Annotated in this window: 11 protein-coding genes; 5 read left to right on the top strand and 6 right to left on the bottom strand. The window is 66.0% G+C overall.

Annotated elements, in window-relative coordinates; all coding sequences use genetic code 11:
- The first annotated feature begins 40 nt into the window (after window positions 1-40).
- The gene (locus AB6730_RS11750; protein ID WP_371023792.1) at window positions 41-1321 is read left to right on the top strand and encodes a flavohemoglobin expression-modulating QEGLA motif protein; all 1281 of its coding nucleotides are present in this window, start codon (window positions 41-43) and stop codon (window positions 1319-1321) included.
- A gap of 7 nt (window positions 1322-1328) precedes the next feature.
- Here the strand turns inward: AB6730_RS11750 and AB6730_RS11745 are convergent, their stop codons facing one another.
- Window positions 1329-3326, bottom strand: a complete 1998-nt coding sequence (locus AB6730_RS11745; RefSeq protein ID WP_371023791.1) for a reprolysin-like metallopeptidase — start codon at window positions 3324-3326, stop codon at window positions 1329-1331.
- A 95-nt stretch (window positions 3327-3421) separates the two neighbouring features.
- Entirely contained in the window at window positions 3422-5305 is a 1884-nt protein-coding gene (locus AB6730_RS11740) for a reprolysin-like metallopeptidase (RefSeq protein WP_371023790.1), read from the bottom strand.
- Between the two features lie 225 nt (window positions 5306-5530).
- On the opposite strand from AB6730_RS11740, the gene AB6730_RS11735 reads away from it, so the two are divergent.
- From AB6730_RS11735 to AB6730_RS11725, 3 genes are all read left to right on the top strand, one after another.
- Entirely contained in the window at window positions 5531-7831 is a 2301-nt protein-coding gene (locus AB6730_RS11735) for an NADP-dependent malic enzyme (protein WP_371023789.1), read from the top strand.
- A gap of 177 nt (window positions 7832-8008) precedes the next feature.
- A complete protein-coding gene (aceE, locus tag AB6730_RS11730; RefSeq protein ID WP_371023788.1) occupies window positions 8009-10702 on the top strand; it encodes a pyruvate dehydrogenase (acetyl-transferring), homodimeric type in 2694 nt (897 codons plus the stop codon).
- Window positions 10703-10824: 122 nt separating this feature from the next.
- Window positions 10825-11157, top strand: coding sequence for a DUF4377 domain-containing protein (locus AB6730_RS11725; RefSeq protein WP_371023787.1), 333 nt, complete (start codon window positions 10825-10827; stop codon window positions 11155-11157).
- 59 nt (window positions 11158-11216) lie between these two features.
- On the opposite strand, the gene AB6730_RS11720 is transcribed toward AB6730_RS11725, so the two are convergent.
- The 4 genes from AB6730_RS11720 to AB6730_RS11705 all read right to left on the bottom strand — a co-directional run bounded on the left by AB6730_RS11720 (window position 11217) and on the right by AB6730_RS11705 (window position 15026).
- A complete protein-coding gene (locus AB6730_RS11720) occupies window positions 11217-11546 on the bottom strand; it encodes a hypothetical protein (protein ID WP_371023786.1) in 330 nt (109 codons plus the stop codon).
- A 96-nt stretch (window positions 11547-11642) separates the two neighbouring features.
- Window positions 11643-12326 (bottom strand): glutathione S-transferase, encoded by a 684-nt coding sequence (locus tag AB6730_RS11715; protein WP_371023785.1) that lies wholly within the window; start codon window positions 12324-12326, stop codon window positions 11643-11645.
- Between the two features lie 74 nt (window positions 12327-12400).
- Window positions 12401-13705: a thioredoxin family protein gene (locus AB6730_RS11710; RefSeq protein WP_371023784.1), complete on the bottom strand. Its 1305-nt coding sequence runs from the start codon at window positions 13703-13705 to the stop codon at window positions 12401-12403.
- A 61-nt stretch (window positions 13706-13766) separates the two neighbouring features.
- Entirely contained in the window at window positions 13767-15026 is a 1260-nt protein-coding gene (locus AB6730_RS11705) for an MFS transporter (protein ID WP_371023783.1), read from the bottom strand.
- A gap of 95 nt (window positions 15027-15121) precedes the next feature.
- On the opposite strand from AB6730_RS11705, the gene AB6730_RS11700 reads away from it, so the two are divergent.
- Complete coding sequence (locus AB6730_RS11700) at window positions 15122-15835, top strand: hypothetical protein (RefSeq protein WP_371023782.1); 714 nt, start codon at window positions 15122-15124, stop codon at window positions 15833-15835.

The following is a 15835-nucleotide window of genomic DNA, read 5'->3' as shown; positions in this document are numbered from 1 at the left end:
GGTGGGGCCGGGTGGGTCGATCGGCCTATAATCCGGCCCCATGCATGCTCATGTCGCCCCGTCCCACCTTTCGGCCGAGATGCGGCGCTATGCGGCGCTCGACCAGCGCCTTCTCGCCGCGGTCCGCCCCATCCGTATCCTGGCCACGATCTCCTGGCCCGCCTCGGTGGAAGAGCGCCTGATCGCGGAGTTCGGTGCCGGACGCCTGTCGATCCCCGACATTCGCTACCGCCCGCCGGACCTCGGCGAAACCCGGGCGCAACTCGAGGCGATCGAGGCGGAGGTCGACGAGGACCATCCGATCGCCGAATACCTGCGACGCACGGCCGAATCCTGGCGGATCGCCACCCTCATGCTCGACGCGGCCGGCACGAACGGCGTGACCGAAGCCTCCATCGCGCTCTACGGCAAACCCGGGGACGCCATCCCGGGAAGCAATCGGAGCAATCTGGACGCCGCGCGGTATTTCGTGAACCTGGCGGATGAACTGGGCGCCGACCTGGATACGGAAGATGCCACCGGCAGCATTCCCGCCGAGGAACTGCGGCGGGACATGTCGGAGCTGCTGGACGCCTTCTTCGCGCCAGGCACCATTTCGGTGGAGGTCGATCCCGAGCTCACGGCGAAGGCCGCGGCAGGCGCCACGCGTATCCGTCTGCGTGGCGGCGTGCGCTTCACCGAATACGATCGCCACCAGTTGCTGGCGCACGAGGCTTTCGTGCATTCGTTAACCGCGTTGAACGGACGCGAGCAGCCCGTGCTCGCGTCGCTTGCGCGCACCTCGCCGCGCGTGACGGCAACGCAGGAAGGCCTGGCCGTCTTCGCCGAATTGATGTCGGGAGCGATCGATATCTCCCGCCTGAAACGTATCAGCCTGCGCATCCTCGCTATCGACATGGCCCTCAACGGTGCCGATTTCGTCGAGGTATTCCGTTATTTCCGCGATTGCGGGCAAAACGTGGCGGACAGTTTCCACTCGACGCAGCGTGTCTTCCGCGGCGTGCCGCTCACGGGTGGATCGGCATTCGCCAAGGACAACGTGTACCTGAGCGGCTTGCTCGCGGTGCACACGTTCTTCCGCTGGGCGCTGCGCCAGCGACGCCTGGACCTCCTGCGCAACCTGTTCGCGGGAAAGCTGGCGTTGCACGATGTCATGAGCCTCGAAGCCCACTTCGAGAGCGGAGACATAGCGGCGCCACGTTACCTGCCGCCGTGGATGCAGCACGTGCACGGGCTCGCCGGGAAACTCGCGTTCTCGCTGTTCGTGAACCACATTCACATGGCTGGCGTAGAGGCCGAGGAAATCTCCCTCGGCCTTTGATGTCCGGCTAGCGGAGGATGAGTTCACCGGGAGACAGGGCGAAGAATCGTCCATCGGCGCAGCCTACCCGCAGGCGTGCGTGGCGTGACGTGGGCACGCTGTCGGGTACCGTGATGGTCGCCCGGCCCTTGTTGGGAACCTTGTCCGCCAACGATACATCGAGGAAGTTGCGTCCTCCATCGAGCGAGAGGTCGATCTGCACCCGGCTGCAAGAGACGGGTGCGCCGACGGTACCGGCCACCTCCCATCGAACCTGTCGCGCCTTGCCGCGTTGAAGAGTGGCCCCCGCTTTCGGCAAGGTCACCTCGAACGGCTTGCCTGTATCGACGATGCTTACGGTGCGATCCGCGGAGACGACATGGGAGCGGAAATCGCGGTTATCCCTGGCGGTCAGGCGAAAGCGGAGTTCGCGCGAAGTCTCCGGATACGCGTCTCCGCGTCCGACCGGTTCGTCGCCGAGCAGGACGGACATCGAAGGAAAGGTCTGCTCACTCTCCGCATGCGGCGGTCGCGAACGGAACAGCGGGCCGGAGCCGGTATCCGTGAGAACGTCTTCCGTCTCCTGCATGTCGCCGAGGTCCGTTTGCTCGAAGGTATAGGTCATGCGCGCGGCCGGGTCGGCGAACCGGGCCAGCCCCGTGAGCCGGAACGGCGTGCGAGCAGGTACGACCATCGGGCGGTGCCAGTCCTGCGTATCCAGCAAGGGCGCGGGCGACGTGTTCACGCGGGCCTTGGCACACGCTCCGCCGGTACTTGCGAGCCATGACTGGATCTGGTCGATGCTGGTGCCATGGAAGTAAGGATCGCTATGCGGTTGGAGGTCGTGCGAGCCGCAAATGCCGGCGTAGCCCATCACCGTGGAGCCGCTGCCAGGAGCGACGGCGCTACCCTCGTCACGCGCATCCTTTTTGCAACCGTTGAACGTATGCCGGGCACCGAACTGATGGCCGAGTTCGTGGGCGACGAAGTCCACGTGGAAGGCATCCTCGAAGGGCCGCGTGCTCCCTGTCATGCCCGCTGCCTTGGAGTGCTGGCGTTCCGCATGCTTGCCCGACCAAGTCTGGCAGGTATTGCCGATGGCCCCGGCCACTCCGGCATTCCGCTGTCCGTCCATGACATGCCCGACGTCGAAAGCGTCCTTGCCGAGCACCTCGTCGACGACCTTCACGTTGTGCAGTGCCATCTTCCAGTCGTTTGCAGCGACCTTGGAGAACGGATCGGCACTGGCCGTGGTGAACACGAGCCGGTCGCTTCCCTCGGCAAGCACGAGGTGCACGCCGAGATCGTTCTCGAAAATCTCGTTGATCCGGTTGACCGTGCGAACGATGCCGGCGAGCCCGTCCTCCACCGTGCCGCCCATGTGTTTCGTGTAGGAATGGGTAGCCGACATCGCGATGCGGAACGTGCGCAGGACGGCGGTGGCGCTGCCACGTGCCGCGACCGCCCGTGGCAATGCCGCCGTGGCATCGATCACGTCGTCATGCTCCTGTCTCTGGGTCGCCGGCGCGTCGGCACGTCGGAAGACGATATGCGACCGAGCCGGAGAGCGTCCTGCGCGCGTTCCGGCTGCTTCCGGCTGGACCATCCAGTCGCCCTCGCGGTCGCGGACCGAGGCGTACAACCCGTCGGCGGTGATATCGAGTCGTACCTGGCGGCCGTCGCCATCGTGGCCCTTCAGACTGCCAAGCGCGGGAAAACGCGCGGCGAGCCCGGGTGGTAGCACGGCGGAGTCCTCCAGTTCGACGTCGGTCATGCCGCCGTCCGGCAAGGGCAGTGCGACGACACGCCGGGCGGAACCACGCGAAGCGCGCGTGCTCTCGGCCAGTGCGTCGGCGTCCAGGGTGACGCGTCGGAATTTCGTGGGCTGCGCGGTGGCGGTTCGCATGGTGCTGGTGGCGAGCGGCGTCGTGGCGTCGCTCCACAATTCGCGCGCCAGGGCATCGTCGACGGCGACAGTGGCCAGGAGGGCGGCGATGGCGAGGGGCAGGGGGCGGAATTTGTGCATGGGGAATCCTTTCGGGGAGGCACCCGACGTCGTCGGGCGCCTCATGAGACCTGATTGCCACCCTGCGATCTGTAGGCCGATTCCTGTCCGGCGCGTCAGCGGCTTGCGATACGCCGGATGGCGAAGGATCGCGGCGAAACGGCGAAGAACGGACGCCAATCACAGCTCACCCGGAGGCGAGCCCGCTCGCTGGTTGCATCCGGCGGCAATGAGAAGCGTGCCTCGCCGTCGTTGGGCTCATCGATGGCGAGTGCCGGCTCCAACCATGTGCGGCCGTTGTCGAGCGAGAGGTCGATCGATACGAAGTGGCAGGAAACCGGTGCCCGGTTCGTGTCGGCGACGTCCCAGCGCAGGGCCATGGTTTTTCCGGCGAACGCGATTTGCGACGAGCCGTCGTCGAGCACCGCGAATGGCCTGCCGGTATCGACGACCAGCAGGCGCGTGTCGGCATGGGTGACCGTCGATGCTTCGCCGCCGTTGTCGCGAACCGTGAGGCGGAAGTTGAGCGAGCGCGTGGTGGTTGGATAGGCCTCTTCGGGGCCAGCCGGTTCGTCGCCGAGCACCACCGCCATCCTCGGGAACACCCTTCGTCCGTTCGGCATGGGCGGAAACGAACGGAAAAGAGGTCCGCCCTCATGCCCTGCCAGCACGTCGCGCCGGCCGATGGAGGGGTCCATCTGCTCCCACGCGTAGCTCAATCGCCGGCCCTTCGCGACGGGCTCGGCGCGCGCGTCGAGAACGAACGGCGTACGTGCGGGGATCACCGCTTGCCCGGCCAGCGGGACGGGGTCGATCCATGCCGCGCTGGCGGGGTTGATCCATCGGAATGCACAGCCTCCCCCGCGCGATGCCAGCCAGTCCTGCATCTGCTCCAGGCTGGCCGCGTGGAAGTAGCGGTCGGCATGCGCCTGGAGCGGACGTTCATGCCCACAGCTGGACGGTGCGAGGCCCATCGCGGTGCTGCCGCTGCCCGGTTCGAACGCCCTGCCCTCGAGCGTGGCGTCGGGGCATCCGCTGGCGGTTGGCCAGGCGCCCAGCTGGCGGCCGAGGACGTGGATCATGAAGCCGATGGCTTCGGAAGCGGCGGTCCCGGGATCGGCGTGTCCGCTCCAGGCGGCGGCTTTGTGCGTGGCGAGGAAATCGGCGTCGCGAGCGTCGCTGCACGACGTGCCGATGTGGCTTTCCCCTCCCGTGTAATCGGTGAGGGCATGGCCGATGTCGTAATTTCCGGCACCGATCTCACGATCGATCAGGTTGGCGGCCGCGGGACCGGGATCTTCGTGCCTGAACGGGTCGCGGGACGGCCGGGAGCGGATCAACCTGTCGTTGCCAGCGACCAGGGTGAAATGCACGCCTACGTCCGTCTCGAACACCTCGTTCGCCTGGTTCACCACGTGGGCGATTTCCGCGAGGGCTCCCTTCGTCGTGCCGCCGAAATGGGCCACGTAGCGGCTGCTGGCGGCCACCGCGAGGCGGAAGTCATGACGGATGCTTCCCCCACGCGAGGCGGGGCGATGCTCTGCGGCTGGGTGTACCAGGCGGCGAGCGTCCGCGGCAACGGCCGCGAACGGGCGCGCGCCGGCACCATGGACAGGCGACGCGCGCCATTCCGCTGTCGTGCGTGCGCGCATCGTCCATTCATGGGGTCCATCCCGAACACTCATCCTCACGCCACCCGGTGAAAGGTCAAGCCGCACCGTCCTTCCATCGGCGTCGATGCCACGAAAACTGCGCAAGCCGGGGAACTTCGCCGCCAACGCGGGTGGCAGCGTCTTCGAATCGCGCACACGAAACAGGCTGTACCGGCCGTCGCCGAGTGGCAGGTGCACCGACGTCGCCGTTACGCCATCCATCGGCAGGCGAGCCAGCCGTTTCTTGAGATCCGCGAGCGTCGAGGTGTCCGCCATGGCCTGTCCGGCCGGGAGCATGGAAAGGACGGCGCCTGCGAGTACGGCGCGAACGAAGGTGAGGCGGAGCATGGCGGTTCCTGCGTGGCGAAGGACCGCCGAGCGTACGCAGGCGCACGGCCGGGCAATGCAGGTATGCATGCCGTTGATAGGTCGGAATCGGTATCACTGCTTGTCGCAATGCAACACACCGGTGACGGCGGAGACCGCGTGGCGCGGTGCTAACATGGCAGCTTACGTCGCGGCGCCACCGCCCCGTCCGCCTTTCCTTTTTCCCGTTACGTCCCACAGGATCCCATGGCCATTTCCGAGGAACTGAGGCAAGCCGCTCTCGAATATCACCGCCTTCCCCGACCGGGCAAGATCAAGGTCACGCCGACCACCTCGCTGTTGACGCAGCGCGATCTCTCGCTCGCGTATTCGCCTGGTGTGGCGGCCGCGTGCGATGCCATCGTCGCCGATCCGGGCGAGGCCGCCGAGCTTACCGCGCGTTCCAACCTGGTCGCGGTGATCTCCAACGGCACGGCGGTACTCGGGCTCGGCAACATCGGCGCGCTGGCGAGCAAGCCGGTGATGGAAGGCAAGGGCGTGTTGTTCCAGAAATTCGCCGGCATCGACGTGTTCGACATCGAGATCGACGAGTCGGACCCGGACAAGCTGGTGGAGATCATCGCCAGCCTGGAGCCGACCTTCGGCGGCATCAACCTCGAGGACATCAAGGCACCGGAGTGCTTCATCGTCGAGCGCAAGCTGCGCGAACGCATGAAGATCCCGGTCTTCCACGACGACCAGCACGGCACCGCGATCATCGTCGGCGCCGCCGTCATCAACGCGCTCCTGGTCACAGGCAAGAAGATCGAGGACGTGAAACTCGCCACCACCGGGATGGGTGCCGCGGGCATCTCCTGCGTCGACATGCTGGTGACGCTGGGCATGAGGAAGGAAAACATCCTCGCCTTCGATCGGGACGGCGTCCTGCACACGGGGCGCACCGACCTGGACCCGGACAAGCAGCGCTATGCGCGCGACACCGACAAGCGCACGCTGGCCGAGATCGTCGAGGGTGCCGACATCTTCCTGGGCCTTTCCGCCGGCGGCATCCTTAAGCCGGAGATGGTCGCCACGATGGCCGCGCGACCGATCATCTTCGCACTGGCCAATCCCAATCCGGAGATCCTTCCGGAAGATGCGAAGGCCGTGCGTCCGGATTGCATCATGGCGACGGGCCGGTCGGACTACCCGAACCAGGTCAACAACGCCTTGTGCTTCCCCTACCTGTTCCGCGGCGCGCTGGATGTCGGCGCCACGGTCATCAACGAGCAGATGAAGGTCGCCTGCGTGAAGGCGATCGCGGAGCTTGCGCGCCGCGAGGCCTCCGACGTGAGCGCGCGTGCCTACGGCGGCAAGCCGCCGAGCTTCGGGCCGGAATACCTGATCCCGCAGCCGTTCGATCCGCGTCTCTTGATCCAGTTGCCGCCGGCGATCGCCCAGGCGGCGATGGATTCCGGCGTGGCCGCGCGGCCCATCGAGGATTTCCCCGCCTACATCGAGAAACTGACCAGTTTCGTCTTCCGCACCGGTCTCCTGATGAAGCCGGTGTTCGACCGCGCCAAGGCCGACCCCAAGCGCGTGGTGTACGCCGAGGGCGAGGAAGAGACCGTGCTGCGCGCCGTGCAGACGGTGGTGGACGAGGGGCTGGCCAGGCCGATCCTGGTGGGCCGTCCGGACGTCATCGAACGCCGCATCGCGCGCGCGGGCCTGCGCTTGAAGCCGGGCGTGGACTTCGAGATGTGCAACATCCATTCCGATCCCCGTTTCGAGGACTACTGGCGCCTCTATCACTCGGTCATGGAGCGCCAGGGCGTGACGCCCGCCTCCGCGAAGGCGGTGGTGCGCTCGCGGCCGACCGTGATCGCCGCGCTGATGGTCGAGCGCGGTGAAGCCGACGCGATGATCTGCGGGCTGGTGGGCACGTACCACAGCAAGCTCGAATACATCACCAACATCATCGGCCTGGACGACGGCATCGCCGAGGCGTCGGCGATGGCGGCCGTGGCGACGGAGAAGGGCACGTTCTTCTTCCTCGACACCTATGTGCAGGACGACCCCAGCGCGGAGCAGATCGCCGAGGCGACCTTGCAGGCCTCCATCCGCCTGAAGCTGTTCGGCATCCAGCCGAAGATCGCGCTGCTCTCGCACTCGAATTTCGGGGGGCGCGAGACGCGCAGCGCCCGCAAGATGCGCGACGCGCTGAAAATCATCCGGGAGAAAGTCCCCCGCCTCGAGGTCGAGGGCGAGATGCAGGCGGACGTGGCCCTGACGCCGGAACTGCGCGAGCGGATCTTCCCGAACTCGCGCCTGGAAGGTAAGGCCAACGTCTTCGTCTTCCCCAACCTCGACGCGGCCAATACCGCCTACAACATGGTCCGCGTGCTCTGCGACGGCGTGGTCATCGGCCCGATCCTGATGGGCGTGGCCAAGCCGGCCCACATCCTCACGCCGCAGGCCACGGTGCGCCGGGTGGTCAACATGACCTCAGTGGCCTGTGTCGAGGCGCAGATCCGGGCGGGGAAGCCGCGAACTGTCGTAACTGATTGATTGGCGGGCGGTGGGCGAAACCCACCGAACCCCCACCAGAACCCAACTTGCCACGATCCAAACCCCCCATACCGCCGCGTATGCGGAAACCTTGAGTTATCATGGAAAGGTTTTCCCGCCACCCCAGCGGGCTTCTTCAGTCCCCATGAGCGCGCGTCACGCGCGAGCGGAGCATCCATGGACCAGATCGACGATATCCTTCACCAGGACCTCGACCCCACCGAAACCCGTGAATGGGTCGAGTCGCTCAACGCCGTCATCAACCACGACGGCACCGAGCGCGCGCATTACCTGCTGGAGCGCATGGTCGACTCCACCCGTCGTGCCGGCGGCTACCTGCCGTTCGACCCGACCACGGAGTACGTCAACACCATCCCGCCGCACATGGAAGCGCGCAGCCCGGGCGATGCCGCGATCGAATGGCGCATCCGCTCGCTGATCCGCTGGAACGCGCTGGCCACCGTCGTGCGCGCCAATCGCAAGCCGGGTGACCTCGGCGGCCACATCTCCAGCTTCGCCTCGTCGGCCACGCTGTACGACGTGGGCTTCAACCATTTCTGGCGCGCCCCGAGCGCCGACCATCCGGGCGACCTGGTGTTCCACCAGGGCCATTCGGCGCCGGGCGTCTACGCGCGTTCCTTCCTGGAAGGCCGTATCGGCGAAGACCAGCTCGACCTCTTCCGCATGGAAGTGGAAGGCAAGGGCCGCGGCCTGTCGTCCTACCCGCATCCCTACCTGATGCCGGACTACTGGCAGGTGCCGACCGTGTCGATGGGCCTCGGCCCCATCCAGGCGATCTACCAGGCGCAGTTCTGGAAGTACCTCGAACATCGCGGCCTGATCCCGAAGAGCGATCGCAAGATCTGGTGCTTCATGGGCGACGGCGAGTCGGACGAGCCGGAGTCGCTCGGCGCGATCTCGCTGGCCGGCCGCGAAGGCCTCGACAACCTCATCTTCGTCATCAACTGCAACCTGCAGCGCCTCGACGGTCCCGTGCGTGGCAACGGCAAGATCATCCAGGAACTGGAAGGTGTCTTCCGCGGTGCCGGCTGGAACGCGATCAAGGTGGTGTGGGGCAGCTATTGGGACCCGCTCCTGGCCCGCGACACCACGGGCAAGCTGCGCCAGCTGATGATGGAAACCGTCGACGGCGAGTACCAGGCATGCAAGGCCTTCGGCGGCGCGTATACGCGCGAGAAGTTCTTCGGCAAGTACCCGGAAACCGCCGCACTGGTGGCCAACATGTCCGACGACGACATCTGGCGCCTGAACCGCGGTGGGCATGATCCGCATAAGGTCTATGCGGCCTACCACGCGGCGGTGAACACCAAGGGCATGCCGACCGTCGTCCTCGCCAAGACGGTGAAGGGCTACGGCATGGGTGCCGCGGGTGAGTCGCAGAACCCGGCTCATAACCAGAAGAAGATGGATACCGACGCGATCCGCGCCTTCCGCGATCGCTTCAACATCCCGGTGTCCGACGACAAGCTCGACGAGGTGCCTTACTACCACCCCGGCAAGGACTCGGAGGAAGTGCAGTACATGCTCGAGCGCCGTCGCGCGCTCGGCGGTTCGCTGCCGCAGCGTCGCCGCAAGGCCGACCAGTCGTTCAAGGCGCCGACGCTCGAATCCTTCGAGCAGATCACCAAGGGCACCGGCGATCGCGAGATCTCCACGACCATGGCTTTGGTCCGTGGCATGAACCTCATGCTGCGCGACAAGGAACTCGGTCCGCGTCTCGTGCCGATCGTCGCCGACGAGGCCCGTACGTTCGGCATGGAAGGCATGTTCCGCCAGATCGGTATCTATGCGCCGTTCGGCCAGAAGTATCGTCCGCAGGACGCCGACCAGCTGCTGTACTACCGTGAGGACCAGAAGGGCCAGGTACTCCAGGAAGGCATCAGCGAAGCCGGCGGCATGAGTGCCTGGCTCGCCGCGGCCACCAGCTACAGCATCAGCAACGTGCCGATGCTGCCGTTCTTCATCTATTACTCGATGTTCGGTTTCCAGCGCATCGGCGACCTGTGCTGGGCGGCAGGCGACATGCGCGCGCGCGGGTTCCTCATCGGCGGCACCTCGGGGCGTACCACGCTCAACGGCGAGGGCCTGCAGCACGAGGACGGCCATTCGCACCTGCTTTCCGGCGCCATCCCGAATGTCATCTCCTACGATCCGACCTTCTCCTACGAGTTGGCGGTGATCCTGCAGGACGGCACGCGCCGCATGATGCAGGAGCAGGAAGACGTCTACTACTACATCACCGTGATGAACGAGAACTATGCCCACCCCGACCTGCCCAAGGGCAGCGAGGAAGGCATCGTCAAGGGCATGTACCTGTTCAAGGACGGTGGCAAGGCGAAGAAGAACGAGCCGCGCGTGCAGCTGATGGGGTCGGGCACGATCCTGCGCGAAGTGATCGCGGCCGCCGAGTTGCTGGAGAAGGATTTCGGCGTGACCTCGGACATCTGGTCGGTGCCGAGCTTCTCGGAAGTCCGCCGCGAAGGCTTCGACGCCGAGCGCTGGAACCGCCTGCATCCGGAAAGCCCGCAGCGCGTGCCGTACGTCACCGGGTTGCTGTCGGACCGCCAGGGCCCCGCCGTCGCCGCCACCGACTACGTCCGTGAATTCGCCGACCAGATCCGCGCCTTCATGCCGGACGGCATGCGTTACACGGTGCTGGGTACGGACGGTTTCGGCCGCAGCGACACACGTGCGAACCTGCGCAGCCACTTCGAGGTGGACCGCTACTGGATCGCGCACGCCGCCCTCGCCGCCCTGGCGAAGGACGGCAAGGTCAACGCCAAGGACGTCAGCCGTGCCATCAAGGAATACAAGCTCGACATGGACAAGCCGAATCCGATGACGGTCTGACCGCCAGCGCGATGGAATGTTAACGAAGGCCGGAGCGATCCGGCCTTCGTCGTTTTCGCATCACGCGGTGTCGATGGGTATCCTGTTATCTATCGATTTGTCGACGAACGCGGATACACGCCATGCGCCTAGCCTTCCTTGCCGCCATCGCCTTGAGCCTGGCCGCGTGCGCCACGGCGCCGGCGGATCACGGTTCGCGTTCCCGCCTGTTGTACATCGCCGCGACGAAGGCGCCGTGCACGAACGGCGTCATGAAGACCGAGTGCTTCCAGTATCGCGAAGAGGCCACGGACGCCTGGCAGTTGACCTACGTGCCGATCGAGGGCTTCGACTGGCAGCCAGGCAACGAATACCTGCTGAAGATCACCGAGGTGCACGCGAAGGACGCCCCCGAGGATGCGTCACGCGTGACATGGCATGTCGACAAGGTGGTCGAACAGCATCCGGTGAAGTGAACCAAAAAAAGGCCGGGATCGCTCCCGGCCTTTCCTGTCGCTAGCCCTGACGACGGGTGTCAATCGTCCTCGCGCAGCACGTGGCGGATCAGCAGGAAGCTGCCGATCGCCGCGGCGGCGATGCCGATGGTGAGCCCCGGGTTGCGGCGTACCTGCTTGCGCAGCTTGCGGTACTGGTAGGTTGCTTCGTCGGCGACATCTTCGGCCAGGTAGCGGATGCGCTGGCCGCTGATGCTGTTGCGCTTCGCGAACTTGTTCGTGACCCGGCGGCTACGTTCGAGCAGGTCGTTGCCGACGCCCGAGGCCTCGTCGGCGTACTGGCGGACGCGACCCGATACACCGTTGACGGCGCTCTCGACCTGACGCGCGAATTCGCGGTTTCTGCTCATCGGATGGCTCCCTCTACAACGTTACTGTTGGAAAGCGACTTTGCGGTCCGCCTCGTGAGCGTGATGTAAACAGGCGCACGAGGGTTGAAGAGGGATTCAGCCTGGCCGGGCACGGACGAGGTCGTAATCGCCGCCCCGCTCCAATGCCCTTCGATAAGCGGGGCGGGCATGGATACGTTCGAGGAATCCGTGCAAACCCGGGCGGGTGGCGTCGAGCGTCGCGCGGCTGGACGCCGCCTCGAGGGGAAAGCTCATCTGGATGTCCGCCGCGCTGAATTCATTGCCTGCGAACCAGCCGGTCTTGCCGATTTCGCCCTCCAGGTAGTCGAGGTGCAGTGTGATCTGCGGGTCGACGAAGGCCTTCTGCGCGCCGCGTGCCAGCATGCGGGCGATGGGCTTGGCGAAGAAGGGCACGGGGGCCGATTCCATGCGGATGAACACGAGCTTGAGTAGCAGCGGGGGCATGGCGGACCCTTCCGCGTAATGCAGGAAGTAGCTGTAGCGCAGCGCATCGGGCGTGCCCGCGGCGGGCTTGAGCCGCCCCTCGCCGTAGCGCCCGACCAGGTATTCGACGATGGCGCCGGATTCGGCCAGGGTGATGTCGCCGTCCACCAGCACCGGCGATTTGCCGAGGGGATGGATGGCGCGAAGTTCCTTCGGGGCCAGCATCGTCTTCGGGTCGCGCTGGTAGCGCACGAGTTCGTACGGCAGGCCGAGTTCCTCGAGCAGCCAGAGCACGCGCTGGGACCGCGAATTATTCAGATGATGAATGACGATCATGGCTGCTTCGGACCGGGAGGTATGCGCAGGTTAGCAGCGGGGATGCGGCATGGCTCACAGGGAGCCCGAACCGATCAACCCGCCGCGGCCAACGCCTCCTGCAATTTCTTCGTCTGTTCGGGAAACGCCTTGCCTTCCGCCGCGACGGTATCGGCCACGCGCTTGCGTGCTTCGTCGTCGCGATGCAAGGCGCGCAAAGCCTTCACCTGATACGTCGCGACCGCGAAGCGATTCGCGCCATACGCCTTCTTCGATGCCGCGTCGAGGTACGGAAGGCCCTCGGCGGGCTTGCCGCCCTCGACGAGGCGGCGGCCGTAGCGGTAGTTGTAGACGTAGTCGTCCGGATAGGCCGCGATCAGCTGCTTTTCGAGGGTATCCAGTTCGTCGCCCGCCTTCGCGCGGACCAGGTATACGCGCAAGTTATCGGCGAGGTTGCGGTCGCTCTTCAGATCGCCGTGCAGCTTTTCACGGCTGAGGTCGATGGCCTTGCGAAGCACGGCCTGTTCGGCGGCGTGGTCGCCGAGCGCCGCATCGAGGTCCGCCGCCGTCAATACCGCGCTGCGTTGGTCGGCGCATGCGGGCGTGGCGGTGAATACCTGCGTGGCGAGGAACTGCTCGTAGGGCGTCCGTTGCGGCGCGAGCGCCGACTGCCGGGAATCCGGGTGCTGCGATTCGGTGGCGCCGATGAGGTCGTCCAGCACGTAGGGACGCTCGCAACCGATGTTGCCGGCGAGGACCCGGGTGGCGGCCTCGGCGATGCCCTTGTCGTCCTTGCGATCCTTCGCCTGCAGCAGGAGCAGGCGCTGCTTGGCCAAGGCCACGCGCTTGTCCTTGTCCGACACGTTGCGCACCATCGCCGGCAGGGTGTCGAACCAGGCGATGCCTTCGTTGCCCTGGTAGCGCTGCTGGTAGGTATCCAGCACGTCGGCCACCGCGGCCATCGAACCCTTGGCGGCGTCGGACTTCTGCTTGGACAGTCGCGCATCGCCGGAAAGGAGGGCCGCGACCTCGGGATAGAACTTGTCACGGGGCCGTTCGGCGAGGATGCGCCCGAGCTCCTCGCCATCGGGCCCGATCGCCACGTAGGTCGGCAGGAAGTGGACGTTGAGCTTCTTCATCCATGCCTGGTCGGCGGGCTTGTCGGCGTCGGCTTCGTAGAACACGACCTTGCTTTCGAGGTCGTCCCATTCCTTGCCGTTGAGGACATGGCTGGCCATGTAGTAGCAGGAGTAGCACCACACGGCCTGGAAATCGATCAGCACCGGTTTGTGCTCACGCTTGCCCTGGGCGAGCGCGGCATCGAGGCTGGAGGGTGACCCATGCGCGGCGAAGGCCGGCGCGGCGAACATGACGAGGACGGCGACGAGCAAGCGCTTCATGGTGGACCCTCACCCTTTGGAGGTATAGACGTCCACCTAATAGCACGTTTCCGGCGCCGTGTCAGATCGTGCCGCTGGCGCCCTCGACCGGCTCCGGGTCCGACACCAGGCCCTGCCGGCGGCGCAGGGAAGGGAACCACCATATCCACAAGCCCACCACCACGAGCGTGCCGATGCCGCCGACCAGGGTCGCGTTCACCGCGCCCACGGCGGCCGCCAGCAGCCCGGACTCGAACTCGCCGAGCTGGTTGGACGTGTTCACGAAGATGGCGTTGACCGCACTCACCCGTCCGCGCATGTCGTCCGGCGTTTCCAGTTGCACCAGCGCGCCACGGATCACCATGCTGACCATGTCGAAGGCTCCCAGGGCGAACAGCGCGACCACGGACAGCCAGAGGGTGGTGGAGAGCGCGAAGACGAGCGTGGCGACGCCGAAGCCCGCGACGGAGGCGAACATGATCGGCCCGACCCGGCGTTCCAGCGAATGCCGGGCCAGCCATACCGACATCAGCAACGCGCCGACCGCCGGCGCGGCGCGCAGGATGCCCAGGCCCCACGGGCCGGTGTGCAGGATGTCCTTGGCGAAGATCGGCAGCAGGGCCGTCGCGCCGCCGAGCAGCACGGCGAAGAGGTCGAGCGAGATCACGCCGAACACGGCCGGCCGGCGGCGGATGAAGTGCACCCCGGCGAACAGGGTCTTGAGGGTGGCTGGCTCGCGTCGTGGCGGCAGGTGGTCGTAGGCCAGGCGCGACATCAGCGTCAGTGCCACGAGGTAGAGCAACGCGGAGACGCCATAGACGGTGGCGGCGCCAGCCACGTAGAGCAAGCCGCCCAGCGCCGGTCCGGCGATCATCGCGGCCTGCCCCGCCGAGGCGTTGGCGGCCATCGCGCGGGGAAGCACGTGGGTGGGAACGAGCGCGGGCAGCATCGACTGGAGCGCGGGGAATTCGAAAGCCTTGGCGACACTGACCACGAAGACCAGAGCGAGGATGCCCGTCTCGGTCAGATGGCCCGACAGGCTGAATCCGGCCAGCAAGGCAATGGCGATCCATTCGATCGCCTGGCATACCGTGACGATGCGGCGCCGGTCGAACTGGTCGGCGATATGGCCTGCCGGAAGGGCCAGCAACACCGATGGCACGAACTGCGCGAGGCCGATCAGGCCAAGATCGAACGCGCGGTGGGTCAGTTCGTAGATCTGCCAGCCGACGGCGACGGACATCATCTGGAAACCGAAGCTGGAGGCGTTCTTGGCGAACCAGAATTGCAGGAAGGCGCGATGGCGCAGGAGCGAGACCGCTTCCGTGGTGGGCGAAGGCATGGGGAATCCTTGGGGCGTCCCCGCATTTTACGCCGCGCCTTGCCAGGCGCGGCATCGAGCGGCGAAGCTAGGGGCTTTCCAGCAGGAATCGCAAGATGATGCGACGTATCGCCATCCTCCTCGCCATCGCCGTCCTTGCCACGGCGTGTTCCTCATCGCAGGACCAGCAAGCCGCCGCGCCGGTTTCGGCCGCGAACGACCAGGCCGCGGAGGCCGCGAAGAAGCTGGAGACCTACCAGCAACTGCTGAAGCTGCACAACGATGGCCCGGCGGTGCAACTGGGCCATGAAATCATCGACAAATACCCGGACACGCCCGCGGCGGCCGAAGTAAAGAAGACCCTCGACGAACTCGAAGCCAATTACAAGGCGGCCAGCGAGAAAGCCCGCCTCGCCGCGCTGTGGCTCTACCAGACCTCGCCCATGCAGGGCGGCACGCAGAGCACGGCCACCATCCAGTCCTCGCGGCCGACGGGCGAGCAGACGGTGCGCCTGATCCTTCGCCGGCATACCGACTGGGGGCAGAGCGTCTTCCTCTATGCCGCGACCGGGAAGGGCTTCGTCTGCAAGGGCGATTGCTCGCTGAAGGCCACGTTCGACGGCAAGGCGAAGACGATCAAGGCGTTCCGCCCGCCGACCGGTGAACCGGCCCTGTTGTTCCGCAACGACGCGCAGTTCCTCAAGGACCTGGCCCGGACCAAACGGCTGACCATCGACGTGGTGACGATCAGCCGCGGCGAAACCACCCTCGTCTTCGAGACCGGCGGCTTCGATCCGGACAAGTGGACGCCCCTGCCGAAGAAGAAATGA

Origin of the sequence: Luteibacter sp. RCC_6_2, assembly GCF_041360655.1 — a bacterium.
GTDB lineage: Bacteria > Pseudomonadota > Gammaproteobacteria > Xanthomonadales > Rhodanobacteraceae > Luteibacter.
The sequence above is the reverse complement of the archived record's forward strand: the minus strand, read 5'-3'. Positions and strand labels throughout refer to the sequence as shown.